The 25,806-nt window shown below is 71.6% G+C and carries 22 protein-coding genes; 13 read left to right on the top strand and 9 right to left on the bottom strand.

Annotated elements, in window-relative coordinates; translation table 11 throughout:
- Nucleotides 1–39 precede the first annotated feature (39 nt).
- The gene (locus tag ABZ806_RS05705; RefSeq protein ID WP_500215660.1) at nucleotides 40–819 is read left to right on the top strand and encodes a class I SAM-dependent methyltransferase; all 780 of its coding nucleotides are present in this window, start codon (nucleotides 40–42) and stop codon (nucleotides 817–819) included.
- Between the two features lie 54 nt (nucleotides 820–873).
- The gene (locus ABZ806_RS05700) at nucleotides 874–1,179 is read left to right on the top strand and encodes a hypothetical protein (protein WP_500215659.1); all 306 of its coding nucleotides are present in this window, start codon (nucleotides 874–876) and stop codon (nucleotides 1,177–1,179) included.
- A gap of 87 nt (nucleotides 1,180–1,266) precedes the next feature.
- Here the strand turns inward: ABZ806_RS05700 and ABZ806_RS05695 are convergent, their stop codons facing one another.
- Nucleotides 1,267–2,814, bottom strand: a complete 1,548-nt coding sequence (locus ABZ806_RS05695; RefSeq protein ID WP_500215658.1) for an AMP-binding protein — start codon at nucleotides 2,812–2,814, stop codon at nucleotides 1,267–1,269.
- A 735-nt stretch (nucleotides 2,815–3,549) separates the two neighbouring features.
- Between ABZ806_RS05695 and ABZ806_RS05690 the strand changes: the two genes are divergently transcribed.
- Together ABZ806_RS05690 and ABZ806_RS05685 are read left to right on the top strand one after the other, a co-directional pair.
- Complete coding sequence (locus ABZ806_RS05690; protein WP_500215657.1) at nucleotides 3,550–5,436, top strand: HNH endonuclease signature motif containing protein; 1,887 nt, start codon at nucleotides 3,550–3,552, stop codon at nucleotides 5,434–5,436.
- A gap of 27 nt (nucleotides 5,437–5,463) precedes the next feature.
- Nucleotides 5,464–6,105, top strand: a complete 642-nt coding sequence (locus tag ABZ806_RS05685; RefSeq protein WP_500215656.1) for a maleylpyruvate isomerase mycothiol-dependent enzyme family protein — start codon at nucleotides 5,464–5,466, stop codon at nucleotides 6,103–6,105.
- Between the two features lie 12 nt (nucleotides 6,106–6,117).
- Here the strand turns inward: ABZ806_RS05685 and ABZ806_RS05680 are convergent, their stop codons facing one another.
- Nucleotides 6,118–6,690 carry a dihydrofolate reductase family protein gene (locus ABZ806_RS05680; RefSeq protein ID WP_500215655.1) on the bottom strand — a complete coding sequence of 191 codons (573 nt, stop codon included), beginning with the start codon at nucleotides 6,688–6,690 and terminating at the stop codon, nucleotides 6,118–6,120.
- 109 nt (nucleotides 6,691–6,799) lie between these two features.
- On the opposite strand from ABZ806_RS05680, the gene ABZ806_RS05675 reads away from it, so the two are divergent.
- Nucleotides 6,800–7,651, top strand: coding sequence for a maleylpyruvate isomerase family mycothiol-dependent enzyme (locus ABZ806_RS05675; protein WP_500215654.1), 852 nt, complete (start codon nucleotides 6,800–6,802; stop codon nucleotides 7,649–7,651).
- Nucleotides 7,652–7,688: 37 nt separating this feature from the next.
- On the opposite strand, the gene ABZ806_RS05670 is transcribed toward ABZ806_RS05675, so the two are convergent.
- The gene (locus ABZ806_RS05670) at nucleotides 7,689–8,780 is read right to left on the bottom strand and encodes an alanine racemase (RefSeq protein ID WP_500215653.1); all 1,092 of its coding nucleotides are present in this window, start codon (nucleotides 8,778–8,780) and stop codon (nucleotides 7,689–7,691) included.
- 101 nt (nucleotides 8,781–8,881) lie between these two features.
- Between ABZ806_RS05670 and ABZ806_RS05665 the strand changes: the two genes are divergently transcribed.
- Entirely contained in the window at nucleotides 8,882–10,105 is a 1,224-nt protein-coding gene (locus ABZ806_RS05665) for an RNA-guided endonuclease InsQ/TnpB family protein (RefSeq protein ID WP_500215652.1), read from the top strand.
- A 40-nt stretch (nucleotides 10,106–10,145) separates the two neighbouring features.
- Here the strand turns inward: ABZ806_RS05665 and ABZ806_RS05660 are convergent, their stop codons facing one another.
- The 3 genes from ABZ806_RS05660 to ABZ806_RS05650 are packed head-to-tail and all read right to left on the bottom strand — an operon-like array spanning nucleotide 10,146 to nucleotide 14,562.
- Nucleotides 10,146–11,810, bottom strand: coding sequence for an IucA/IucC family protein (locus ABZ806_RS05660; protein ID WP_500215651.1), 1,665 nt, complete (start codon nucleotides 11,808–11,810; stop codon nucleotides 10,146–10,148).
- The gene (locus tag ABZ806_RS05655) at nucleotides 11,801–13,390 is read right to left on the bottom strand and encodes an IucA/IucC family protein (protein ID WP_500215650.1); all 1,590 of its coding nucleotides are present in this window, start codon (nucleotides 13,388–13,390) and stop codon (nucleotides 11,801–11,803) included. Before ABZ806_RS05655 ends, ABZ806_RS05660 begins: the two co-directional genes overlap by 10 nt.
- Nucleotides 13,387–14,562 (bottom strand): ATP-grasp domain-containing protein, encoded by a 1,176-nt coding sequence (locus ABZ806_RS05650; protein WP_500215649.1) that lies wholly within the window; start codon nucleotides 14,560–14,562, stop codon nucleotides 13,387–13,389. Before ABZ806_RS05650 ends, ABZ806_RS05655 begins: the two co-directional genes overlap by 4 nt.
- A 186-nt stretch (nucleotides 14,563–14,748) precedes the next feature.
- Here ABZ806_RS05650 and ABZ806_RS05645 point away from each other — a divergent pair, with 186 nt between their 5' ends.
- The gene (locus ABZ806_RS05645; RefSeq protein WP_500215648.1) at nucleotides 14,749–15,357 is read left to right on the top strand and encodes an HD domain-containing protein; all 609 of its coding nucleotides are present in this window, start codon (nucleotides 14,749–14,751) and stop codon (nucleotides 15,355–15,357) included.
- Between the two features lie 16 nt (nucleotides 15,358–15,373).
- Here the strand turns inward: ABZ806_RS05645 and ABZ806_RS05640 are convergent, their stop codons facing one another.
- Nucleotides 15,374–15,649: a DUF4031 domain-containing protein gene (locus ABZ806_RS05640; RefSeq protein ID WP_500215647.1), complete on the bottom strand. Its 276-nt coding sequence runs from the start codon at nucleotides 15,647–15,649 to the stop codon at nucleotides 15,374–15,376.
- 106 nt (nucleotides 15,650–15,755) lie between these two features.
- Here ABZ806_RS05640 and ABZ806_RS05635 point away from each other — a divergent pair, with 106 nt between their 5' ends.
- On the top strand, nucleotides 15,756–17,141 hold the full coding sequence (locus ABZ806_RS05635; RefSeq protein ID WP_500215646.1) for a dipeptidase: 1,386 nt from the start codon (nucleotides 15,756–15,758) through the stop codon (nucleotides 17,139–17,141).
- A gap of 23 nt (nucleotides 17,142–17,164) precedes the next feature.
- Nucleotides 17,165–18,073 (top strand): NAD(+) diphosphatase, encoded by a 909-nt coding sequence (nudC, locus tag ABZ806_RS05630; protein WP_500215645.1) that lies wholly within the window; start codon nucleotides 17,165–17,167, stop codon nucleotides 18,071–18,073.
- Between the two features lie 157 nt (nucleotides 18,074–18,230).
- Here the strand turns inward: nudC and ABZ806_RS05625 are convergent, their stop codons facing one another.
- The gene (locus tag ABZ806_RS05625) at nucleotides 18,231–18,521 is read right to left on the bottom strand and encodes a mycoredoxin (RefSeq protein ID WP_500215644.1); all 291 of its coding nucleotides are present in this window, start codon (nucleotides 18,519–18,521) and stop codon (nucleotides 18,231–18,233) included.
- 148 nt (nucleotides 18,522–18,669) lie between these two features.
- Here ABZ806_RS05625 and ABZ806_RS05620 point away from each other — a divergent pair, with 148 nt between their 5' ends.
- The 3 genes from ABZ806_RS05620 to ABZ806_RS05610 are packed head-to-tail and all read left to right on the top strand — an operon-like array spanning nucleotide 18,670 to nucleotide 22,298.
- Nucleotides 18,670–20,733 (top strand): ATP-dependent DNA helicase UvrD2, encoded by a 2,064-nt coding sequence (locus ABZ806_RS05620; RefSeq protein WP_500215643.1) that lies wholly within the window; start codon nucleotides 18,670–18,672, stop codon nucleotides 20,731–20,733.
- Between the two features lie 54 nt (nucleotides 20,734–20,787).
- Nucleotides 20,788–21,663, top strand: a complete 876-nt coding sequence (tesB, locus tag ABZ806_RS05615) for an acyl-CoA thioesterase II (protein WP_500215642.1) — start codon at nucleotides 20,788–20,790, stop codon at nucleotides 21,661–21,663.
- Nucleotides 21,664–21,692: 29 nt separating this feature from the next.
- The gene (locus ABZ806_RS05610) at nucleotides 21,693–22,298 is read left to right on the top strand and encodes a response regulator (protein ID WP_500215641.1); all 606 of its coding nucleotides are present in this window, start codon (nucleotides 21,693–21,695) and stop codon (nucleotides 22,296–22,298) included.
- Here the strand turns inward: ABZ806_RS05610 and ABZ806_RS05605 are convergent.
- A complete protein-coding gene (locus ABZ806_RS05605) occupies nucleotides 22,224–24,416 on the bottom strand; it encodes a sensor histidine kinase (RefSeq protein WP_500215640.1) in 2,193 nt (730 codons plus the stop codon). The genes ABZ806_RS05610 and ABZ806_RS05605 overlap by 75 nt on opposite strands.
- A 139-nt stretch (nucleotides 24,417–24,555) precedes the next feature.
- Between ABZ806_RS05605 and ABZ806_RS05600 the strand changes: the two genes are divergently transcribed.
- A complete protein-coding gene (locus ABZ806_RS05600) occupies nucleotides 24,556–25,719 on the top strand; it encodes an epoxide hydrolase family protein (protein ID WP_500215639.1) in 1,164 nt (387 codons plus the stop codon).
- The last annotated feature ends 87 nt before the right edge of the window (nucleotides 25,720–25,806 follow it).

The following is a 25,806-nucleotide window of genomic DNA, read 5'->3' as shown; positions in this document are numbered from 1 at the left end:
TTTCGGGGATGATCCGGGCAACCATTCAGGGAGGCGACGGTGACGGTGACCCACGACGAGAAGGTCGTACAGGAGTTCTCGAAGCAGGCGGCGGGTTTCGCCGACCCGAGGCGGAACGTCGCGTTCACCCGTCACCTCGATCAGCTCGTCCGCTTCATGGACCCGGAACTCGACCTCGAGGACGTCGTCCTGGAGGTCGCGGCCGGCACCGGCCTCGTGTCCCGCGCGATCGCCCACCGCGTCCGGCACGTGACCGCCCTCGACCTCACCCCCGCGATGCTCGCCGAAGGCAAGCGCGACGCCGACCACGCGGGCCTCATGAACCTCACCTTCACGCGCGGCGACGCCACCGCACTGCCCTACCTCGACCGGTCCTACACGCTGGTCGTCACGCGTTTCTCGCTGCACCAGGTCGCCGCGCCGGAGGCCGTGGTGCGGGAGATGGTGCGGGTCAGCCGCCCCGGCGCCGCGCTGATCATCGCCGACCTGATCCGCCCGGACGGCCTGGCGGGCGACGCCGACCGCATCGAACGCCTCCGCGACCCGTCCCACGGCACCATGCTCACTGAAGCGCAGGTCGCGGACCTCGTCACGGCGGCCGGTGCCGAGGTGAAACGGGCCGAGCGGTTCGACTACGTCCGCCCGCTCGACCCGTGGCTGGAGTTCTCCCAGACCCCGGACGGGGACGCCGCGCAGATCAGGCGGGAACTGGAGGACGAGCTGGCGGGCGGACCCGCGACCGGCATGCGTCCGAGCATGGTCGACGGCGTCCTGCACTTCACGCACACGTACCTTTTCCAGCAGGCGATCGCCGGATAACGGTTTCGACCAAATGTTCGACGCGGATCGCTCATATGTTCTATGTTGTCGACCATGGGTTCCACCACCGTGCGGTCTCTCGACCGCGAGCCCGCCGCGCTGGCGATGCGCATCGGAATCGTCGCCGCCGAGGCCGCCCTCGCCACGTTCGCCCGCAACCTCGACCTGGACGACCTGGAGGACGGCGTCGACTTCCAAGGCACCATCGGCCCCGCCGAATGGCCCGTGTTCTCCCTGGTCATCGACACCCTCGCCGAGGCCGGCCCGGGCGACCGGCGCACCCTGGACGAACGCCGCGCCGACGCCCTCAACGACCTCGCCCGCATCTGCATGGCCGCCAAGAACCGCGGGGCCGCCTGATCGGTGACCGGGCGCGTCCGGGACCACGCGGCCTTGGCCCCGGACGCCGCCCTCACCCCGGCAGCGACTTGGCCCCGGATGCCGCCCTCACCCGGGCAGCGCCTTCGCCTTGACCTTGCCCGTGCTCGTTCGCGGGAGTTCTGGGACGAACCGGATGTCGCGCGGCACCTTGTATCTGGCCAGGTGCTTCTTCACGTACGCCCTGAGATCGTCCTCGGTGACGGCCGAGCCCGGTGTCCGCACCACGTAGGCGGCGAGCCGCTGGCCGAACTTCTCGTCGTCCACGCCCGCTACCGACACCTCGGCGATGTCCGGATGCTGGCCGAGCAGGTTCTCCACCTCGCCCGGGAACACGTTCTCCCCGCCGGAGACGATCATGTCGTCGGCGCGGCCGTCGATGAACAGCCGTCCCTCGTCGTCGAGGTGGCCGAGGTCGCCGGTGCCCGTCAGGCCGTCCAGCATCCGCTTGCTCCCGCCGCCGGTGTAGCCGGCGAACCGCAGGCCGCCGCCGGTGTAGATCTCGCCGGTCGTGCCGCGCGGAACCTCCCGTCCGTCCTCATCGAGGATCTTGAGGGTGATCCGCAGGGACGGCTTCCCGACGGTGCCGGGCGCGCTCCGCAGGTCGTCCGGCGTGGCGATGGTGGCCCAGCCCGTTTCGGTCGCGCCGTACACGTTGATGAGGACGTCGCCGAACGCGTCCATGAACGTGTCCGACAGGTGCGGGGGGAGTGCGGAGCCGCCGGACACGGCCACGCGCAGGCTGGGTGTCCCCGGCCTGTCGTCCACGTCCAGGATGCGCTGGAGCATCACCGGGACCGCGACCAGCGCCTCCGCCTCGCGGTCCGCGATGGCCCGGAGAGTTTCCCGCGCGTCGAACCTTCGAGACAGGATGAGGGGCATGCCCATTCCGAGGCCCACCGTTGTGTAGGCGAAGCCGAGAATGTGGAACAGCGGCGGCGCGATCACGATCGGTGCCCCGGAACGGACGGGGACCCGCATCGCGTGGGTGAGCGCGACCGGCAGCAGAGCCGAGAGCGACATGTCATGCCGGGCGCCCTTCGGCGTGCCGGTCGTTCCGGACGTCATCACGATGATTTTGCTGGTCCGCTGTGAGTTGAGCGGTTCGGGCGCAGTGTCGCTGATCAGCGACTCGAGTGTTCCCGCTTCGCTGTCGGACCATGCGACCAACCTGTCGGACCATGCGACCAACCGCTGTCCGGCGAAATGCGCGTCGTCGACGGTCGCGGTGAACTCCTCGTCGTGGATGAGCAGTTCGATCCCCTCGCGTTCGGCGACCTTGCCGAGTTGCGCGGCGGAGAAGTCGGTGTTGAGCAGGACGACGTCATTGCCGAGGCGGGACGCCGCGAGAACGGCCTCTACGAATCCCCGATGATTGCGGCACAGGATTCCGACTCGCCCGTCCCCGAGCCTGCCTCTGAGCGCAGTGGCCAGCGACGCGGCGCGCTGCTCCAGTTCCGCATACGACAGTGCCCCGCGCTCGTCGATCAGCGCCGTACGCTCGGGAAACCGCAGCGCCGACATCGCGCCGAGCGTCGCCGGGACGGGCCCGAAGCGGACATAGGGCAGCAGTAGGCGCGCGGCCCGATCCGGGCGTATCGGCTGCAAGACCCCCACATTCCGGACGGCGTGGCCCGCCCGGGTGCCCACGTGTACCGCATGACGTAGCCGATCGACCAACGGCACAGAACTTCTCTCCTCTGGTGTGGTTTCGACGTCTGACCACGGCTATACCCGCCGCTTCCCTAGATATAGATGGCGCTTGTGGGTGTTTGTCGCGCCTTGCGGGTCTCTGCGGGATGTGTGCGTGGCTGAGGTCTCTTTCTACTGGTTTTAGTGCGGCTGGGGCGGGTGGTCGGCTGAGGTGGCCTCCCGAAGGCGGACGCGTTCGCTCGCCTTGCCGCCGGTCGCTGTCACGTTGGTTGCTGTAGTCGGTTGGGGGAGGTGATTCAACGTGTCGGATTGGTGCGTGGCCCTCATGTCAGTCCGCGCTCCGCGCGGACGAGGGCGGCCAGAACGAATGGAGCGGGTGGGATGGGCTGGCCCGTTGGATGATCGCCATGCTGGACGGACGTCCTTTCCACGGGAAAATACCAGAAGGTTTCCGGTGACATAAATGTATCGTGTCTGAAATGTCCCGCGCTATTGTCGGGACGGTGCACTATAATCTAATGGAGAGTTGAGTTGAGTTGAGTTTTGGTGGGGGGGTGAATTGTTGTGTCGATGTCCGCAGTGTCCGATGAGTCCGGCGGGAGCACTGAGATCGTCGGCGGCCAACGTGAGTGGGAAGACCGGGAGTGGTTCCCGCCCGGCGCGCAACTGGCCATCTGCCTATCCGGCCGAAAAGAGCGCTTGGCTGATCTGGCTGACGACGAACTCCTTCAATTCGCCGCCGCCGCGCGCCGTCAGACCTCATGGGCGCAGGCGCGGGAACTGGCCGCCATTGCCGAACTGTCGCGACGCCGCACCGATGCCGAGACCGCCGGCGACCCCGACTACCGCATCCTGTCCGCGCACGAGTCGGTCACCGAAGAGATCGCCGCTGCCCTCACCATCACCGGGAACGCCGCCGCCACTCTCGTCCACCTGTCCGAATGCCTCAGCGGCCCCTTGGCCGACACCGCGGCCGCGCTCGAAACCGGGCGCATCGACATGGCCAGGGCCCGGGTCATCTGTGACGCGACCGACGGCATGCCCGACCAGGTAACCCGCCAACTCCAGACCGCCGCGCTGGAGAAGGCACCCGGCCAGACCACCGGCCAACTCCGACGTCGCATCAAGCGGATCGCGCACCGCCTCGCCCCGGCCGCCGCCGAGGAGCGCAAACGCGAAGCCGTGCGCGCCCGGCGACTGGAGCTGTGGGACACCCCTGCCGGTACCGCCGACCTGGCCCTGTGCGACCTGCCCCCCGAAGACGCACACGCGATCTACAACAAGATCACTGCCGCCGCCCAGGGCCTGAAGCAGGACGGCGACCCCCGCCCGCTCCCGCAACTCCGCGCCGACCTGGCCACACTCCTCCTTCGAGGCACCCCACTCCCCGCCGCCATCCGGGCGCTCCTCACCGAGCCCCCGCGCTCCGACGTCACCGACGCCCTCGATGCCGCCCGCCCTCTCGCCTCGCCGCCAACCCCGCGAGAGCACAACCCCCATGGCATCGGCGGCCGCGAAATGGTCCACGGCGTCAACGCCCTCCGCCACCTCCGCAGCGTCCAAGACGTCGCGGGCGTGAACGTTTACCCGGACGCCCACGGCACCTCGGGCCGCCGCAACGTCAACGGCCTCCCTGATCTCCACGGCCTGCCGGACGTCCATGGAGCGCACGCCGTCCAGGACCTTCACAGCGCCCGACTCCCCGCCGCCATCCGATCCGACCTCGTCCGACCACTCCACCCTGGCGAGAACCCCGCCCACGACACCCTTGACGACACGGGCCCCGACCTACTGGACGCGCTGCCACCACCCCCGCGAGGCCCCGGACCCCAAGGCATCCAGGCCCCGCATAGCGGCAACAGCCCTGACACCGCGCAGACCGTTGACGCCCAAGACGCCCTGGCCACCGCGGGCGTCCAAGACGCGATGGCCGCTGTGAGCGTCCAGAGCGCGATGGCCACCGCGGGCGTTCAAGACGCCATGGCCGCCTTGGGCGTTCACGGTGCGATGGTCACTGCGGGCGTTCAGGACGTGATGGCCAGCGCAGGCGCCGTTGGTCCGTTGCAGGCCGCTGGTAGCGAGGACCTGCCGGAACCGGGGACGGCCCGCGCCGCTGGGGCAGGGCAGGACGCCGTCGTTCGGGCGCTGGCGGGCATGGTCGAGCAGCGGCTCACCCACGTCCGCGACCGTGTTGCCCCGCGCGTACTCCCCGCAGCGATCGCGCGGGCGGTCCAGGGCGTCCACGACGAGCTCGCACCCGCGCGGGACGCGGTCTGCCAAGGCGGGGACGAGACCCACGGCCGCCCCGGCTACCGGCCGCCGGAGGCACTACGCCGCGACATCCTCGCCCGGCACGGCACGTGCGTGTTCCCCACCTGCAACCGCGATGCCGGGAGATGCGACCTCGACCACACCGTCCCCTGGCGGCCCGGAACCACCTGCCGCTGCAACCTCGCACCACTCTGCCGACGGCACCACCGCCTCAAACAGACCCCCGGCTGGACACTCCACCAGATCTGGCCCGGCCTCATGATCTGGACATCCCCGTCCGGCGGTTGGTACGTCGTCCACCCCGACCGGGAGTGAGTCAACCGCTTGGGTAGCGTCCTAGGCATGCCGACCTCTCCAGCGACCGTGACCGCCGACGACCTGGAGTCGGCTGTTCGGCTCGCCGTCTCCACCCTTCGGAAGGCACCGCCCGACGCCTGGGACGCCAAGGCCGGGTCACTCGAATGGGACTGCTGGGAGACCGTCGAGCATCTCGCCGACGACCTGTTCGCCTACGCCGCCCAACTCGGGCCGAAGACGCCGCCCATGGACGGCGAAGTGCCGTTCATGTGGCAGGCCCGGCGGCCGGGTGGCCCGGCGAACGCCGTCCACGCGGACCGGGAGGCCGGGCCGGAAGGGCTCCTGCAAGTCCTCGAAGCGTGCGGCGGATTCCTCATCGCCATGGTGCGCACCGTCCCTTCGCACGTCCGCGCCCATCACACCTTCGGTGCGGCCGACCCCGAGGGTTTCGCCGCGATGGGAATCGTGGAGACCCTCGTCCACACCCATGACTTGGCGGAAGGTCTCGGCCTCCCCTGGGAACCGCCGGCCGACTTGTGCCGTCGCGTACTCCGACGCCTGTTCCCCGAGGCACCCCACGACACCGAGCCCTGGCGGACACTGCTGTGGGCCACGGGTCGTGCAGAACTCCCCGGACGCCCCCGCCTCACCTCCTGGCGCTGGCACGGCTCCCCACAACCCCAGTGACGCGGCCCTGCGCTACGCCCGGAGTTGGGTCGAGTCGCCGACGCGATAGTCGAGGAGCACCAACCGGTCGTCGAAGACCGTGGTGCCGGTGAGGTGCAGTTCGCAGGGCGGGAGTTCGGTGAAGACCGGGCCTTCGCCCGCGACGCCGTGGATCATCGGGAAGACCATCACGCGGACTCGGTCAACGAGGTCGTGCTGGAACAGGCTGCGGACCAGGGACGCGCTGCCGATGGTGCGCATGGGCACTCCGTCCGCCACGGCCTTCAGCGCGGGCACGGACGTCTCGATCGGCTCGTCGATGATCGTCGTGTTCGGCCAGGTCAGCGGAGGCCGGAGGGTCGTGGAGAACACGATCTTGGGAAGCTCGGCCATTCGCGCGAAGGACGGGTCGTCGCCGTTCGCGACGATCTCCGACATCTCCCGGTACGTCGTCGCGCCCATGAGCATGACGTGCTCCTCGGCGAGCTGGGCGTTGATCCAGTCGTACAGCCCTGGTCCGTCGTAACCCCAGTACGCGGCCGGACGCGGCCCGCCGCCACCGTAACCGTCGACGGTGCTGAACACATCGACTCTCAGCTCACGCATGGCCCTCCTGCCAGAGTTCTCGTGGAGTGGCAGCCGCCCCCCGGAGGTTGTGACCGCCCTGCCCGCGTGAACTCATCGTTCGGCTGCGGACGGCCGTATCGTGGGGCCGATGACTCGCAGGGATGAGCAGGCGCCGGGTCTTGGCCCGCCGATCGACGTCCGGCCATTGTTCCCCGAACAGCAGGCGGCCTTCATCGAGTTGCTGGGCGGCTTGGACACCGACGAGTGGGGCCGGGCCACCGTCTGCCCTGGCTGGAGCGTCAAGGACATCGCCGCGCATGTGCTCGGCGACCACCTCGGCCGGCTTTCCATGCACCGGGACGGGTTCACCGCGCTGCGCCCCCTTGCCGGAGAGCCCTTCCCCCGCTTTCTCGACCGCATCAACGACGAGTGGGTCACCGCGGCACGGCGTATCAGCCCCGCGCTGCTCGTCGGGCTACTGACGGAGGTCGGGGATCAGGTCGCCGACTTCTGGCAGGGCGTCGACCTTGAAGAGTTGGGCGGTTCCGTCTCCTGGGCCGGTCCCGAGGCGCATCCCGTCTGGCTGGACGCCGCGCGCGACTTCAGCGAGTACTGGACGCATCATCAGCAGATCTGTGACGCCACCCGACGCCGCGGGCTCACCGATCCGCGCTATCTCGGGCCCGTCCTCGACACGTTCATGCGGGCACTGCCTCACACGATGCGCGACGTGCTGGCGGACGAGGGCACCGTCCTGCAGGTGGTCGTCCCCGGCTTCGGTGGCTGGGCCTGCGGGCGTGGGGAGCAGCGGTGGTCTTTGTGGCGCGGGACGGAATCCCAGCCTGACGCTTCGATCGAGCTTGATGCCGACACTGCTTGGCGCTTGTGCACACGCGGTATTACGCCCGCCGCAGCTGGCGAGCGGGCTCTGGTCAGGGGAGACCGGCGGCTTGCTGAGGCGGCGCTTCAGATCGTGTCCATCATCCATTCGGGAGCGTGAATGAGGCCCGCAGGAACCGAGCAGGGGCCCGGTTCCTTCAGGGCCGAGTCGTTGACCGTAGGTAGTGGAAGGTTGGTTTGGGGTGCATGAGGAAGTCGTGGTGGGAGATGTTCCAGGCGTAGGCGCCGGCCATGGTGAAGGCGACCACGTCGCCGGGGACGAGGGGCGGGACGGGGACGTCGCGGGCGAAGACGTCCTTCGGGGTGCATAGCTGGCCTACCAGGGTGGCGGGGCTCGTCGGGCCGGTTGCCGTGAGCACCTTGAAAGGCTGGTTGTGGCCTTTTGTTACTGGGGTTCTCAGGTGGTGGGTGCCGCCTCGGAGAATGACGTAGGTCTCGCCACGGGTCGTTTTCGTGTCGAGGACGTCGGTCACGTACCAGCCGTGGTAGGCGGTTATGGCTCGGCCGGGTTCTATACAGATCCTCGCGGGGATGGAGGCCAGGCCGGTGGCGTAGGTGCGCCAGTCGAAGAGGGTTTCGGGGGACGTGTAGTCGACGGCCATACCGCCGCCCACGTTCAGCTCCGGATCGTCCACTCCCTGGGTTTTCAGCCAGGGGAGTGCCCAGTCGGCTATCTGGCGGGCCAGGTCGAGCATGGTGGGTGCGTCCAGGCCGGAGGCCAGGTGGGCGTGGATACCGCGCAGGGTCAGAGCGGGGTGGTCGGCCAGGAGGCGGGCGCATTCGTTGAGGGCGTCCTCGTCCATGCCGAAGGGGCCGCTCATGGTCAGGGCGGCGTTCGGGGTGTTCAGGGGGAGGTTCGCCCGCAGGAGGATCTCGGCGGGGCCCAGGGAGGCCAGGTTCCTCAACTCGTTGGGGCTTTCCACATGGATTCGGTCGGCCGTCAGGGCAAGGCGGAGTTCTTCCGGTGTCTTGCCTGGCCCGCCGAAGGCCAAGGGTGTGCCGGGGAGGGTCTCTTGGACGTGGGTCAGTTCACCGCCTGATGACACCTCTATGCCGTCCACGTGGGGTGCGAGGGTGCGGAGGATCTCGGCGTCCGGGTTCGCCTTGGCGGCATAGAACAGTTCCGTGGAGCCGAGGGTTCTGCGGATTGTTCTTATGTGGTTCTCCAGCCCCGGCAGGTCGTAGATGTAGGCCGGGTAGGTGCCGAGGCTCAACGCGACTTCGTTCATCGGATACCTGCAGCGTGGAGACCCCGTCTTTCAGGGCGGGGAGGAAGCGCCGAGCGAGGCGGCATTTTGGCCTCCGGGTTTTGTCGGTTCGGGTTTTGTCGGTGGTGGTCGGTAGGTTGCGGAGGGTGTCCCGGTACCGGTTGTGTCCGACCCCTGCCCAGGAAGCGGGGTTGCTGGAGCATTGCTCGCATGCCCGGTTCGTGTGGAATCTGGCTGTGGAGCAGCATGCCTGGTGGACGCCGCGGCGCGGCCCAGTTCCGGGGTATGTCGCGCAGGCTCGCCAGCTCACCGAGGCCCGCGCCGAGTTCGGATGGCTGCGTGCCGGTTCGCAGACGGTGCAGCAGCAGGCGCTCAAGGACTTCGCGCAGGCCATGGCGAACTTCTTCGCGGGCACGCACCGGCGCCCCACCTGGCGCAAGGCCGGTGTGCATGAAGGGTTCCGGGTCGTCGGGGTCCGGGGCCGGGCGTGGGAGGTGCGGCGGTTGTCGCGCCGCACGGGTGAGGTGCGGGTGCCGAAGGTGGGGTGGGTGCGGTTCCGCTGGTCCCGTCCCGTCCCGCCGGAGGTGAAGTCGTTCCGGGTGACCCGCGACCGCGCCGGACGCTGGCATGTCGCGTTCGCCCAGATTCCGGCTCCGGTTCCCGCGCCCGGCAACGGCACGGCGGTCGGCGTCGATCGGGGCGTGGCGGTGTCGGCCGCGCTGTCGACCGGCGAGACCTCCACCGTGCCGGGCTTGACGGCGGGTGAGGCCGAGCGGTTGAACCGGTTGCTGCGGCGCCTGGCCCGTGCGAAGCGGGGGTCGAACCGGCGTGCCCGCGTCAAGGCCGCCATAGCGCGGCTGAAGGCGCGTGAGGCCGACCGGCGCAGGGACTGGGTGGAGAAGACCTCGACGGATCTGGCGCGCCGGTTCGACGTGATCGCCGTCGAGGACCTTGATGTGGCCGCCATGACCCGGTCCGCCAAAGGCACCGTCGAGGCCCCCGGCGCGGGCGTCCGGCAGAAGGCCGGGCTCAACCGGGGCATCCTGGCCGCCGGGTGGGGACAACTGGTGACCCGGCTGGAGCACAAGGCGCCAGGGCGGGTCGTCAAGGTCGACCCGGCGTACACGTCGCAGACCTGCAACATTTGCGGGCACCGCGCACCGGAGAACCGCGAGAGTCAAGCGGTGTTCCGGTGCGTCGCCTGTGGGCATCGGGCCAACGCCGACGTCAACGCCGCACGCAACATCCAAGACACCGCCGTGGGACGCACGGTGGCCGCGCGGGGAGGCACGCCGCTGGGCGGGCCGGCGAACCGCGAACCTCAACCCGCTCTCCTCTCCATATAGGGGACGGTTGGAATCCCCCGCCCTCAGGCGAGGGAGGACGTCAAAGCGGTCGGGGTGTTGTCAGGGGGTTCGGAGTGGGGACGTAGGTGGCGCCTCGGTCCGCTGTGCGGGACCAGCGGGTGCGAAGGTTCGCCTTGGCCGGCAAGGGGACTCCGGCCAGGAGGGCCCTGATTTGGGGGTGGTGGTCGTGGGCGGCGAAGTGCTTTCTCGCGTCCAGCCAGAGCGTTTGTTCCAGGTGCGGGTGCAGGTCGGCCACGGCGGCGGCGATTTCGGTGAGGTGGTTGACCAGGAGGCAGTAGACGACGCGGTTCCAGCCGCGGTCGGGCGCGTAGGTGAGGCTTTCGGCCACGCGGGGCGGGAGGTGGGTCAGGTCCCAGCGGCCGGCGGTCAGTTTGGTGCCCTCCAGGTCACGGAACACGGCGTGGACGGGCATGCCGGTTGAGTCGACGCAGACGAGGACGTTCTGCAGGTGCGGTTCGAGGACGATGCCATGGTCCAGGTAGGCGCGGAGGACGGGTGGTGCCACTTGTGCCACGTAGGCGTCCCACCATGCTCGGGCGCTGTCCGGAGTCGCCAGGGCGGGCAGGTCCGCGAGGAACGTGTTGTAGGGGTCGGTTAGGGCGCCTGCCAGGAGCGGTGTGCCAGGCAGGGATTTGACACCTTCGCGCAGGATCACTCCAAAGCCTTCATAGAGGCGACGGTCTGGGAGCGCGACGCTTCGGTAGGCGGGCTCTGCGAGGAGGGTCGAGTTCAGTTTGCCGAAGATGGACGGCAGTAGTTCGTTCAGGGCGATCGCCCCGGTCAGTTCGTACCAGGCGTTCTTGCGCACGCAGTTGGTGATGCGGACGTCCAGGCTGAACTTGCAGAACACGTCGGCGTCCGGCAGGTAGGCGGTCCGGACGGAGGACGTCGGTATCGCCTCCATGTCGGACGGGCCGAGATCGAGCAGGAGTCCGTCGGCCAGGGCCTTCCGTAGGACGGGGTTGTCCGCGAGGAGGGAGAACTGCCACGGGTGGACAGGGAGCAATTGTCGTCCGGGCGGGACGGTGGGGCCGTAAGACGACAGGGCCGTGAACGCGTCCGGGTCTCCCTCTTCGGCGATGAGGTCCTCGGGGACGGCCAGCCAGTGCGGGCGGAAACGAGCCCTGGTCTCGGGCGCGTACTGGAGCCAGTCACTGGGCGCGCCTTGGCGCGCCTTCGGGGACGGGTGAAACCGGTGCCCCGCCACAAGAGCCTGTTCCGAGGCTATGTACCGATCGTTTGAGGGTTCGCCTCTGGTGGCGAGGATGGCGGCCAGGGCCGCGTGGCTGTCCTCCACCTGGGTGAGGAACTCGGGATTGGGGCGGCCGGTCGCCAGTTCCAGTTCGCCTGCCAGCAGGTTCGCCAGCCTGTCCCAGGAGGCCGGAATCCACGCGTCCCCGCGTCGCTCCTCGTAAGGCGGCGCCAGCCGGTAGGTGGGGCCGACTGGGGGACGGGCCAGGCCGGTGCGCAGCACGACGCCCGCGCGGGGCAGGCGGGCGAGCAGCCGCGCGCCGTCCGGCCACACCGGCCGCTGGGATCCGTGGCCGTCCCCGAGCGGGCGCGCGCCGTCCGGCCATATCTGCTGCTCGGGGGCGCACACCTCGCGGATGAGGCAGTTGAGCAGCGCGGTCGCGGTGGCGTCGCCGGCCGTGAGCGCCGATCCGGACAGTTCTGTTAGCAGCACGTCGCGTCCCGTAGGTAGTTGGGCCCTGGCGGGCCGTAGTGCTTGTTGATGTCGGCCGCGCCCGTCCTGGCCTTGTCGACGAGGGTTCCGGCGGTGACCATGGCCTTGCCCGGCAGCGTTTCGGCGTCGAGGGTGCGGGAGCGCAGGAACACGTCGTCCGGGCCGAGCGCGCCGTCGAGCCGCTCCCGGATCATCGCGCGCCCGGTCCGCCAGGGGAGCAGGCCGCGTTCCGCCAGGCCGGCGGCGATCGCGGCGGCGCACAGGTGCAGCGTGATGGTGACGAACACGCGGGCCAGCGCGTCGGGGTCGTCGGTCGTCATGCGGCGGTCGACGAGGTCGCGTGGGTCCGTGCCAGGGGACGGGGTGATGTGCTCCCTGAGCCGGGACGCGCGTATCAAGGCGCCGTCGTTGTCCTTGATGAGGAGGCGGGGCGCGGAAGCGTCGCCCAGGACGAGGGCGACGTTCTGCTGGTGCGCCTCCAGCGCGATGCCGTAGCGGAACAGCGTGACGTTCCACGCGAACAGTGCCGACAGGTAGGTGCCGAAGAGGTCTTCGACGTCCCAGCGTTCGATGACGTGGCCTCCATCGGGAGCCTCCGCGAGCAAGGCCGCCACCGGGACGATGTGCGCGCGCGCCGTTTCCGCTGGGAAACGCCGGATCAGGTAGGCGAGGAGCGGGTCGTTGGCGTGGCCGTAGGTCTGCTCATCGGCGAGAAGGACGGGAAGCACCGATTCCCGTTGCAGCACTTGGCGCAGGATGCGTTCGACCAGCGCGCCGTCCGGGAGGGTGCCGGGCAAGATGGTGCGCCGGTTGCGGAGGCCGAGCGTGCTGGTCGGCAGCGGCATCTTCACGTGGACGAGCGGCACGTCGCCGTTCAGGACGGCCACGGTGCGCATCGACAGCGTCGGACCGGCCAGGAGGAACGGTTCCGGGGCCATCACCGCACCCGGTTGCTCGTGTACGTGCGACACGGCCAGCGGGTGGACGGGGAACAGGGCGCCCACCCCGCTCAACCCCACATCGGACGGAGTGGGCCACCACTCCGGCAGCGCGCCGGTGACTACCGGGTTCTGGACCGACGCCCAACGCAGCGGGAACGACGGCGCGAACTCGGGCGCGTAACGGCTCAGGTCGGCCAGGGACAGCCCGGCGCGGCCCCGCCCCGCCGGATGCACCGGATGGTCGTTGTAGGCCGCCAGCGTCTCGTAGAACGTCCCGGGGCCGGTTCGCAGCTCATCCGGGATGCGCGCCAGACGGCGCTGCACGGCCGGGCGCGCGTCGTCGTGGAGTTTGGCGGTCGCCAGCGCGTCCAGGCACTCGCGTTCGAAGGCCGCCGTGTCGTCGCGGGGATCGGCCACGGTGCGGACGGCCCGGAAGACATCGCTCAACTTGAGCCCCTGCCCAGGGTCGACGACCAGTTCGGAGAGGAACACCGGGCGCGCGGGCAGCAGGCGCACTGAACGGCCCGGCAGTTCTAACGTGCCGCCGTCCCGGACGAAGCGCCGTATGCCCCCGTAGTCCTCGCGTAGCAGCGCGTCCAGGACGCGGGCCGCCAGCGGGCCTTCGGCGTCGCCCGTCACGTGATGGTCCAGTCGTGCGACGCGCGGAAGCGTGCGAGGGCGGCGTTCACCTCGTCCGGGCCGGGACCTATCGCGCGCACTGTGCCGAGGTAGTCGCGGTTGGTGCGGGTGATGGCGACCGTGTCACCGACCGTGCGTTGTGGACGGTAGGAGAGCTGCACTGGGCCGTCGTCCACTCGCAGTGGCTCGGGGGCTGAGGTGAGCGTGCCGGAGCGGTCGGCGATGACGGGCTCGGCGATCGCGTGCCGCGGCCGGGGGACTCGTAGGCCCGGCAACGGTTCGCCCAGGTGCACCTTCAGAATCTGCTCGAAGAGCGGGATGCCCAGCAGATCGGCCAAGAGGAAGTCACAGTGGTCGCCGATCAACCGGTAGTTGACCTCGATGATGCGGGCGCGACCCTGATGGACGACGAACTCGGTGTGGCACGCACCGAACCCGATCCCCAACTCCTCCAGTTGGCGCAGAACCTGCGGTGTCTCTGGGGGCGGTTCCGTCCACTCAAGGCGCTCCTCCACGAAGAACGGTGGCGGCGAGAGCGTCGTACGGAACGAACCCAGCACGCGCAACTCCCGTCCATCGCCGAGTGTCTCCAGGGTGTGGAGATCCCCGGGCAGGTACTCCTCGGCCACCAGCGGGTCGTCCCGTCGAGCGGCGATCTCGCCCACCCGGGCGGCCAGTTCCACGGCGTCGTGGACGAGGAACACGTCCTCACTGGCCACGCCCTCACGCGGCTTGACGACGAGCGGATACGGCGCGTCCGCCGGTACCCCGCGTGCGTCCGCCGAGAAGACCGGGTCGATGGCCGCGAGGTGGCGGCGCATGAGGGCCTTGTTCTTCGCGCGGGTCGCCGCACGCCAATCCTTCGCCGGGAGACCGGAGTACGCGGCCGCCAGCGCGGCGGGGGCCTGCAGGAAGTCGCTGTTGGAGAAGACGGCGGCCGGCTCGCCGCCACCGCCGCTGCCACTGTCGGCGACGTGGGCGATGATGTCCCGGAAGTCGGAGACGTCGCACTCGACGACCGGCCCGCCGAACGCGTGCGGACCCGACCGGTAGCGGGCGGGACGGTCGGTGAGCAGCGTCACGTCGAGGCCCAGGCGTGCGGCGGCGGGCAGGAACCCGTACGTCACCGAGTCGGTCGCCTTCCCGGCGACCAGGTGGACAGATGCGGCCACGGTCGGCCTTTCCAGCTCGGGCAGCGGCGAGCAGGCAGCGGTGGGCAAGCGGGAATCGGCTGAGCAAGAGTGAGGTAAGCCTTGCCTAACCCTTAGTGATCACCATAGTGGCGGGGCGGCACGGCGCGCGCAAGAACGGCGGCACCGCGTGTCCCGGCCCGGCCGCCCATCCGCCAGGATGGGCCCATGGATCTTGTCGAACGGTGGGTCGCGCTGGCGGGGCCTCACACCCGGCATATCGGGACGGAGCTGGACGAGCGCTACGGCGAGCCGCACCGCCGCTACCACACCCGGACGCACCTGACCGCCGTCCTCGACCTCGTGGACGAGTTCGCCGCGCACGCCGCCGACCCCGACGCCGTCCGGCTCGCCGCCTGGTTCCACGACGCCGTCTACGATCCCGAGCGCGCCGACAACGAGGTGCGCAGCGCCCGCCTCGCCGCCCGCATGCTCGCCGACACCGACCTCGCGCCCGCCGTCGTCCAGGAGGTCGTCCGGCTGGTCGAGCTGACCGCCGCGCACGCACCGGACGAGGACGACCGCAACGGCCGGGTCCTGTGCGACGCGGACCTCGCCATCCTCGCCGCCGACCCCGAGACGTACGCCGCGTACGCCGCCGCCGTCCGGGAGGAGTACGCGTTCGTCCCCGACGAGTTCTTCCGCGCCGGACGGGCCGAGGTGCTCAACGGCCTGCTGGCCCTTCCCGAGCTCTTCCATACGCCCGCCGCACGCGAACGCTTCGAGGAGCCCGCGCGCAACAACATCCGGACAGAGCTGATGCTGCTCGGCGCGTGACGCTCAGCTCCTCGGCTCAGCTCGTGATACGGGGCCGGTACTCCTTGCGACGGCGCAGGCCCGCCTGGGTGAGCCGCAAGAGCAGCTCCTGGCACCCCACCGCCTCGGCACCCTGCAGCACGGCCGCGTCGTACAGCTCGGACGGCACGTCGTAGTGGTCGCGTTCGAACGCCCTCGGCGGCATCCCCAGTTCCGCGGCGAAAACGTGCAGCTCCTCGTACGACGCGTCGCTCACCATGTGCGACCAGACACGGCCGCGGGCGGGCCACAGCGGGGGATCTATGAGGATCAAGTCACTTCCCCTTACCCTGCGTTGACACCAATGTAAGCTCGCGGCGGTGACGGCCTGCGGAGCCGGTGCAACGGTACGACAGACACACATGCGAAGGGGCATGCGGGTGAACGACGTAGTCGGGTATATCCAGGCTGAACGGGACCGGTTCGTCGCCGACCTCAAGGAGTGGCTGGCGATCCCGTCCATCTCCGGGGATCCGGCCCACGCCGCCGATGTCCGCGAGTCCGCCGAATGGCTCGCCGCCCACCTGCGCAAGCAGGGCTTCCCGACGGTCGAGATCTGGGAGACGGCCGGGCTGCCCGCCGTCTTCGCCGAGTGGCCCGCCGATGACCCGGACGCGCCCGCCGTCGTCGTCTACGGCCACCACGACGTCCAGCCGGTCGAGCCGCTGGAGGAGTGGGAGACCGACCCGTTCGCGCCCGTGGAGAAGGGCGACCGGCTCATCGGGCGCGGCGCGTCCGACGACAAGGGGCAGGTCTTCTTCCACACGCTCGGGATCCGCGCGCTGCTCGCCGCGTCCGGGCGGCAGGCCCCGCCCGTGACCGTCAAGCTGCTGGTGGAGGGCGAGGAGGAGTCGGGCTCGGTGCACTTCGCCGACCTGCTCCGCACCCACCGCGACCGCCTCGCCTGCGACGCCGTCGTCATCAGCGACACCACCATGTGGGCGGCGGACGTCCCGTCCATGTGCACCGGGATGCGGGGCCTCACCGAGGCCGAGGTCACGCTGCGCGGACCGTCCACCGACCTGCACTCCGGCTCGTTCGGCGGCGCCGTCCCGAACCCGCTGCAGGCGATGGCGACGCTGCTCGCCGCCCTCCACGACGCCGACGGGCGCGTGACCCTGCCCGGCTTCTACGACGACGTCGTCCCGCTGACCGCCGAGGAGCGCGAGCTGTTCGCGCGGCTCCCCTTCGACGAGGACGCGTGGCTGCGCACCGCCGGCGACAGCCGCGCCGCGCACGGCGAGAAGGGCTACACCACGCTCGAACGCGTCTGGGCGCGCCCGACCGCCGAGATCAACGGCATGTGGGGCGGGCACACCGGGCCGGGCGGCAAGACGATCGTCCCGCGCGACGCGCACGCGAAGATCTCGTTCCGGCTCGTCGCGGGCCAGGACCCGGCCAAGGTCCAGGAGTCGTTCAAGGCGTGGGTCGCCGGGCACGTGCCGCCCGGCGTGGCGGCCGAGGTCCGCGTCCCGGCCGGCGGCGTCCGCCCCTGCTTCTCGCCGATCGACTCGCCCGGCGTCGCCGCCGCGCGGCGCGCCATGGAGCGGGCCTTCGGCACCGAGGTGCTGTTCACCCGCGAGGGCGGCAGCGGCCCCGAGGCCGACCTCGCCGACATCCTGGACGCCCCGCTGGTCTTCGTCGCGGTCGGCCTGGACGACGATCGCATCCACGCCCCGAACGAGAAGGTCGAGATCCCGCTGCTGCTCAAGGGCGCCGAGGCCGCCGCCCACCTGTGGGAAGAACTCGCCACCGCGCTGCGCTGAACACCCGGGAGAGGAGCACACTCGTGACGGAAAGCCTCGAATGGCTTGCGCTTTCGCGCGGAACGCTCGACCGGGTCGCGCTGCACCGCGGCGACGACGCCTGGCTGGACGGCGCTTGGAACGATCCGAGGACGCGGGTCCTCGTCATCCGGGACGGGCGGGTGCTCGTGGCCTACGAGTCCGGCCCCGCGCTGGTGCTGGTCCCGCCGGACCAGGCGCCGGACGGCGAACGCTGGCTCCTCGGCGCCGACGACGACGGCACCGTCTACTTCGGCGTGTCCGGTGATCTGCCCGCCATCGAGGGGACCGAGCCGGCCGGGCTGCGCCGCGTCGGCGCCCTCCTGGCCGACCGGGACTCGGGGCTGCTCACCCACGCCGTCGCGCTGGAGCACTGGCACAGCACCAACCGGTACTGCCCGCGCTGCGGCGCCGAGACCCGGGTGTCGTCCGCCGGGCACGTGCGCGTCTGCCCCCGGGACGGCTCGCAGCACTTCCCGCGCGTCGACCCGGCCGTGATCATGCTGGTCACCGACGAGGCCGACCGCGTCCTGCTCGCCCGCGGCCCGCAGTGGCCCGCCGACCGCCGCTCGATCCTCGCCGGGTTCGTCGAACCGGGCGAGTCGCTCGAACAGGCCGTCGCGCGGGAGGTGAAGGAGGAGGTCGGGCTGGCCGTCCGGGACGTCCACTACCTCGGCAGCCAGCCGTGGCCGCTGCCGCAGAGCCTCATGCTGGGCTTCACCGCGCGGGCGGACGGCGACGTCCCGCTGAACCCCGACCCGGAGGAGATCCTGGACGCCGCCTGGTACACCCGCGACGAACTCCGCGCCGCGATCGACACGGGCGAGATCGTCGCCCCGGGCCCGCTGTCCATCGCCGCGCAGCTCATCATGCGCTGGTACGGCGGCGAACTCCCCAACATGCCGGACTTCTGAGGTGTTGCTCACATAGAGTGAGCGATCTGTTCCCCACCGCTGTGGGGATGGTCCGCAGACCGTTCCGACCGTTCTGTTGCCGGACGGGTGCTCCCCGCGCACGCGGGGTTGGGAAAGGCCCGCAGACCGTGGTCGGCGGGCCTCCTCCGTACGTGGCTCAAGCGGTATTCGCGATCTCCGCGAGGCGGCGCTTGACTTCCTTCGCGCTCGGGTTCGTCACGGCCGTGCCGTCCGGGTAGACGATGGTCGGGACCGTTTGATTTCCGCCGTTGACGCTCATGACGAAGTCGGCGGCCTCCGGGTTCCGCTCGATGTCCACCTCGACCATCTCGATGCCGTCCCGGGCGAGCTGGCTCTTCAGCCGGCGGCAGAACCCGCACCAGGTCGTCGTGTACATGGTGAGCTGACCGCTCGGGCCGGGGCCCTGGGCGGCCGAAGGCGTCGCCATCGCTTCGTCGTCTCCCTCGTTCGTTCGGACGGTTCGTGCCTACCGCAGAACAGTGGACGCGCCCCGCGCATTCCTACGGGGCGATCGCCGGTTGTCCACAGGTGGCGGATCGGCTGAGGCAGGTGGGACGGGCTGCGAGTATGGGGGCATGTTGGCTGAGTCGGTGCTGGAGGGACTCGACCCCGAACAGCGGGCGGTCGCCGAGGCGGTTAAGGGGCCGGTGTGCGTGCTCGCGGGCGCCGGGACGGGCAAGACCAGGGCCATCACGCACCGGATCGCCTACGCGACGCTGACCGGTGTCGTCACGCCGCAGCGGGTGCTCGCCGTGACGTTCACCACCCGCGCGGCGGGGGAGCTGCGCAGCCGGCTGCGGCAGCTCGGCGCGCCGGGCGTGCAGGCCAGGACGTTCCACGCGGCGGCGCTGCGGCAGCTCAGCTACTTCTGGCCGCGCGTCGTCGGCGGTGAACCGCCCAAGATCGTCGACTCGAAGATCGGTCTCGTCGCGGACGCGGCGCGCGCGTGCGGGCTGTCGTTCGCGCGGACCGAGCTGCGCGACCTCGCGGGCGAGATCGAATGGGCGAAGGTCACCCAGCACCGCCCCGAGGACTACCCGGCCGCCGTCGTCAAGGCCGACCGGAGACCGCCCGCCGAGATCGTGGACGTGGCGCGCGTCTACGCGATGTACGAGCAGCTCCGGCGGGAGCGCAACCTGCTCGACTTCGAGGGGATGCTGGAGCTGACCGCCGCCGTCCTCACCGAGCACCGGGAGGTCGCGAACCAGGTCCGCGAGCAGTACCGGTACTTCGTGGTGGACGAGTTCCAGGACGTCAACCCGCTGCAGAAGATGCTGCTCGACACCTGGCTCGGCGACCGCGACGACCTGTGCGTCGTCGGCGACCCGAACCAGACGATCTACTCGTTCACCGGCGCGTCCCCGTCCCATCTGCTCGACTTCACGCGTGCGCATCCCGACGCGAAGGTCGTGAAGCTCGTCCGCGACTACCGGTCGACGCCGCAGGTCGTCCGGCTGGCCAACGGGGTCATCGGGCAGGCGCGCGGGGTCCGGCACAGGCTGGAGCTGCTCGCCCAGCGGGCGGACGGCCCCGAACCGGTGTTCAACGAGTACGACGACGAGGTCGCCGAGGCCGACGACGCCGCCCGGCAGGCCCGCAAGCTGATCGACGAGGGCGTCCCCGCGCGGGAGATCGCGATCCTGTTCCGCATCAACGCGCAGTCGCAGACCTACGAGTCGGCGCTGGCGGCGGCGGGCGTCCCGTACGTGCTGCGGGGCGCGGAGCGGTTCTTCGAGCGGCCCGAGGTGCGCGAGGCGGTGGTCCGGCTGCGCGGCGCGGCGCGGGCGGGCGCCGACGCCGAGAACGACGGCACGGGGCTGATCCACACCGTCCGGCACGTCCTGTCCGGGGCGGGGTTCGCCGACCGGCCGCCGGAGGGCGCGGGCGCGGCCCGCGCGCGCTGGGAGTCGCTCGCCGCGCTCGCCCAGCTCGCCGAGGACATGGCCGCCGACAACCCGAAGGCGGGCCTCCCCGACTTCGTCGCCGAACTGGAGGAGCGCGCCGCCGCGCAGCACGCGCCGCCGCTGGAGGGCGTCACGCTGGCGTCCCTGCACGCCGCCAAGGGCCTGGAGTGGGACGCGGTGTTCCTCGTCGGGCTGGCCGACGGCACGCTCCCGATCATCTACGCCAAGACGCCCGCGCAGGTCGAGGAGGAGCGCCGCCTGCTGTACGTGGGGGTGACGCGGGCGCGCGTCCACCTGGCGCTGTCCTGGGCGCTGTCGCGCTCGCCGGGCGGGGCGCACAACCGCCGCCCGTCCCGCTTCCTGGACGGCCTGACCGGCAAGACCACGACGCACACGCCGCCCCGCGTCGACCGCGCCAAGCGCCGTCCCGCCAAGGGCCCGCAGCCGTGCCGGGTCTGCGGCCGCCCGCTGACCGCCGCCGTCGAACGCAAGCTCGGCCGCTGCGAGGACTGCCCCTCCGAGCTGAACGAGGAACTCCTCATCGCGCTGAAGGACTGGCGCGCCCAGGTCTCCGCCGAGCAGAAGATCCCCGCGTACGTCGTGTTCACGGACGCCACCCTCCAGGCGATCGCCGAGCACGGCCCCGAGTCGCGGGAGGACCTCGCCCGCATCCCGGGCGTCGGCAAGGTCAAACTCGACCGCTACGGCGATGCCGTCCTGAACCTGTGCGGGTAGGGAACCCATGGGTGAGATCCCGGTCACAGGGGTGGATACGGAAGACTGGCCGGCGTGAAGGAATCGCTGAAGGGCCTGCTGGACCTGCTCGACCTCGAACAGATCGAGAACGACATCTTCCGCGGCCGCAGCCCCGAGGAGCGGCGGCAGCGCGTCTTCGGCGGCCAGGTGGCCGGGCAGGCGCTCGTCGCCGCCGGGCGCACCGTCCCCGCGAACCGGCCCGTGCACTCGCTGCACGCCTACTTCATCCGGCCCGGCGACCCGCTGGTCCCGATCGTCTACACCGTCGACCGGGTGCGGGACGGGCGGTCGTTCACGACGCGGCGGGTCATGGCCGTCCAGCACGGCAAGGCGATCTTCACGCTGTCGGCGTCGTTCCAGATCGCCGAGGACGGCCCGTTCCACCAGGCCGCCATGCCGGACGCGCCCGCCCCCGAGACGCTGCCGGACGGCCTGGAGCGGCTGACGCCGATCTTCGGCGAGGTCGGCGCCCGCGAGTTCGTCACCCGGCGCCCCTTCGACATCCGGCACGCGACACCGCTGACCTGGGAGGCCGCCAAGGACCCGGCGCTCGCCACCCCCGAGTCGAAGGTGTGGCTGAAGGTGGACGGCGAGCTGCCCGACGACCCGCTGCTGCACGTCTGCCTGATGACCTACGCCTCGGACATGACGCTGCTCGACACCGTCCTGCTCAACCACGGCCTGGCCTGGGGCGACAAGCGGACGATGGGCGCCAGCCTCGACCACGCGATGTGGTTCCACCGGCCGTTCCGCGCCGACGACTGGCTGCTGTACTACCAGGACACGCCGTTCGCCGGCGGTGCCCGCGGCCTCGCTCGCGGCCAGGTGTTCACCCGGTCGGGGGAGTTGGTCGTCTCCGTCATGCAGGAGGGCCTGGTCCGGGTCTCCGACGGCGAACGCAAGCGCTGACCGGGCCCGTACCGGGGATCGGGGGCAGGGTGATCAGGGTTCTGCTGGCGGAGGACGTGCGGATCCTCCGGGAGGCGCTGGCCGACCTCCTCGACCGGGAGGACGGCATCCGCGTCGTCGCGCAGGTCGGGGCCGGGGACGCGGTCGTCGCCGCGGCGCTGCGCGAGCGGCCCGACGTCGCGGTGCTCGACATCGAGATGCCCGGCCTGGACGGCGTCGGCGCGGCGGCGGAGCTGGCCCGGCACCTGCCCGGCTGCCGCACGCTGATCCTGACCGGTGTCGGCCGGCCCGGGACGCTGCGCCGCGCGATGGCGGCCGGGGTCGCCGGGTTCATGGTCAAGGACAGCGCGCCCGGTGAACTGGTCGACGCCGTCCGCACCGTCGCCGGGGGCGGCCGGGTGGTCGATCCGCAGCTCGCCTTCGCCGCGCTCGACGCCCCGGACTGCCCGCTCACCGACCGCGAGCGGGAGGTGCTGCGGCTGACCGCGTCCGGTGCGGAGCCGCCGCAGATCGCCGCCCGGATCGGGCTGTCCTACGGGACCGTCCGCAACTACCTCGCGTCAGCGGTGACCAAGCTGGGCGCCCGCAACCGGGTCGACGCCATCCGCATCGCCACCGAGGCCGGCTGGATCTGACGGGCCGGCGCCCGCCACCTCGACGGTGAGGGTGAACCGGCCGGCCGCGTGCTCGACGGTCAGCGCGCCGCCCGCCTCGGCCGCACGCGAGCGCAGGTTGGCCAGCCCCGTCCCGCCCGCGCCGGGGCGTGCCGCGCCCGCCCCGGGACGAGGGGCGCCGTCGTTGGAGACGCGGATCCGGGTGGGCGTGACGGTGATCTCGCAGCGCCGCGCCCGCGCGTGCCGGACCACGTTGGTCACCGACTCCCGCAGCACGACGGCGAACAGGGCCGCGACCTCCGCCGGCGGCTCCACTACTGTGACCCGGACCCGCGTCCCGGCGGTCACCAGCAGGTCCCGCGCGCTCTCGACCTCGGCGGCGAGCCGCAGCGGGGCGGGCTCCGCGCCGATCGAGCGGACCGTCGCCAGCGCCGCGCCCGCCAGCCCGGCCAGCCGCGCGCCGTCCGCGGGGCCCGCCGCCATCCCGCCCCGGATGATGATCGCCGACAGCTGGGAGCCGAGCAGGTCGTGCACGTCCCGCGCGATCCGCAGCCGCTCGCGGAGCACCGACGTGCGGACGAGTTCGCGGCGCGCCACGTCCAGCCGGGCCGCCGTGACGGGCAGCCGGCCCAGCGCGTAGACGGTGATCATGAACGCGGCCGAGCCGAACAGGCTGAGCAGCGCCACCACCGGCGGCCGTGCGCCGTACAGCAGCGGGAACGGCATCAGCAGCAGCACGGCGGCCGCCGCCCACGACCACGGCGGGCGCACGTTCAGCAGCACCAGGCCCGCGACCAGCCCGCCGTACGTCGCGGGCAGGCCGCCGTAGCCCGCCGGGACGAGCGGCCCCGCGACGGCGAACGCCGCCAGGAGCAGGACGATCTGGGCCGGGAGCGCCCAGCGCCGCGGCCGGGCCTCGCCGCGCGGCAGCACATGGTGCAGCTGCAGGGCCGCGACCAGCGGCAGCGCGACCGCCGCCACCGCGAGGCGCACCGGGTCCACCGCGACGCCCGCGCCCCGCGCCATGACCACGCTGGTCGCCACCGTGCTGAGCTGGTCCAGCTCGATGACGAGGAGGACGGCGAAGGCCAGCCACGGCGCCGCGCCGACCGGGCCGCCCGTCCAGGCGGGCGTCCGCGGTATCTCCGCCTCCACGGCGGGGCCGGTGGCGAGCCGCCCGCCGAGCCCGGCGATCTCGGCGGACGAGGCCGAGAGCGGCTCGGCGAACGGCGGCACCGCGCCGGAGAAGGCCACCCGCAGCCTCTCCGGCCCGCCGGGACCAGTGCGGCACTCGATCACGCAGCCGTCGGGGCGCCCGTCCCGCAGCGCCGCCACCACGGTGCGGCGCAGCACCCCCGCCAGCGCCGCATCGGCCTTCGGCGCCCGCGGGGCGGCCGCGTCCGCCGCGACGCGCACCGGCACGCCGGACGCCGCGAGCACCGTCCGCGCCGCGTCGATCTCGGCCGCGAGCGAGCGGTCCCGGTAGTCGTCGGCGACCGACCGGGCGCGGGCCGCCGCCGCCCGCGCGGCCGCGACGATCTCGCCCGGGTCGTCGGACGCGGCAGCGGCCGACAGCCGCCGTCCGAGCTCGGCGCGCAGGCCGCGGGCGATCCGCAGCCGCTCCCCGGCGGCGCGCCGGGCGGCCAGCTCGGTGCGGGTGGCCTCCAGCGCCCGGACCAGCAGCCCCAGCCGCGCCAGGGCGAGGAACTGCAGGCCGCCGGTGAGCGTCACCACCGCGGCCCACACGGCGTACCCGGAGCCGGCGTCGGGCAGCCAGACCGTCCTGATCGCGAACTCGGCGGCGACGATGGCCGCGGCGGCCGGCCACCGCGCGCGGGCGGGCGCGCCCAGCATCAGCACCGACGCCACGAGCAGGGGCGTCGCCGGCCGCCAGGCGTTGCCGAGGACGAGCAGCGGCGCGTACGCCAGCACCGCCTGGCCGGCGAGGTTGCCGAGCGAGCCGCTCCAGGCCAGCGCCCGCGCCTGCAGGACGGCGAGGGCGAGCGCCGCGCACGTCCCGGCGAGCAGCGCCGCCGCCCCGGCCCGGCCGCCGGGGACCGGGCCCAGCCACAGCACCAGGATCCGGTACGTCCAGAACAGGACGAGTCCGGCGAAGAGCGGCAGACGGCTGTCGTGCATGGCGGCAATTATGCAGTTCGCGCGGCCGTGCAATCTGCATGTCAGCGGCCTGCGGACCGCAGCGCGACCGGTGCACCGGGCACTACTGGCGCGGCCCGCCGATCAGCAGACTCGGGGTATCCGAACGAGGGGGGCTCCGATGAGCTTCGAGATCACACCGTTCCGCGTCGAGGTGCCGCAGGCCGACCTGGACGACCTGCGCGACCGGTTGGCCCGCACGCGCTTCGCCGACGAGCTGCCCGAGAGCGAGGTGACCGACGGCGTCCAGAAGGGCCCGGTCCAGCCGGGCTGGGAGTACGGCGTGCCCGTCTCCTTCGTCCGCGACCTGGTGGCCCGCTGGATCGACTTCGACTGGCGCGCCCAGGAGGCGCGGCTCAACGAGTTCCCGCAGTTCACCACCGAGATCGACGGCGAGCTGATCCACTTCCTGCACGTCCGGTCGCCGGAGCCGGACGCCACCCCGCTGATCCTCACCCACGGCTGGCCGAACACGTTCGTGGAGTACCTGGACCTGATCGGCCCGCTCACCGACCCGGCGGCGCACGGCGGCGACCCGGCGGACGCGTTCCACGTCGTCGTCCCGTCCCTGCCCGGGTTCGGCTTCTCCGCGCGCACCCGCACCAAGGGCTGGGGGTCGGCCCGCACCGCCGACGCCTGGGCCGAGCTGATGGCGCGGCTCGGCTACGACCGTTTCGGCGCGCACGGCAACGACGCCGGCGCGATCGTCAGCCCGTGGATCGGGCGCCGCCACCCGGACCGGGTGATCGGCGTCCACGTCAACCAGATCTTCTCCTTCCCCTCGGGCGACCCGGCGGAGCTCGCCGGCCTGACCCCGGAGGAGGGGCAGTACCTGGAGTTCCTCCAGGGGTTCGTCCAGCACGCCATCCACGACCGGGCCCAGGAGGCGCAGCCGCAGACCCTCGCACACGCCCTGTCGGACTCCCCGGCCGGCCAGCTGGCCTGGGTCGGCCAGCTCCTGGCCGGCCTGCCCGACCCCGACACGATCCTGACCATCGCCACCATCTACTGGCTGACGAACACGTCGGCGTCCACGGCCCGCTTCTACTACGAGAACCACCACGAGCGGCAGGAGACCGAGCCGACCACGTTCCCGCTCGGGCTGGCGTCGTTCGCCTACGACTTCCGGCCCCTGCGCCGCTTCGCCGAGCGCGACCACAAGAACATCGTCCACTGGCGCGAGTACGACCGCGGCGGTCACTGGGCCGCCCACGACGCCCCCGACCTGCTGCTGAACGACGTCCGCGAGTTCTTCCGCGGCCTGCGCGGCCGGTCGGCGGGCTGACGACCGGCGCCGTGCCCCCGCCGCCCCGGCGGGGGTGCGCGCCGCGCCGTGGGAAGATCGTTTCTCACGGGACTCCCGTGAGGTCCG

Origin of the sequence: Spirillospora sp. NPDC047418 (assembly GCF_040643275.1) — a bacterium.
Classification (GTDB): Bacteria; Actinomycetota; Actinomycetes; order Streptosporangiales; family Streptosporangiaceae; genus Spirillospora.
This window is presented reverse-complemented; position numbering and strand designations above follow the sequence as displayed.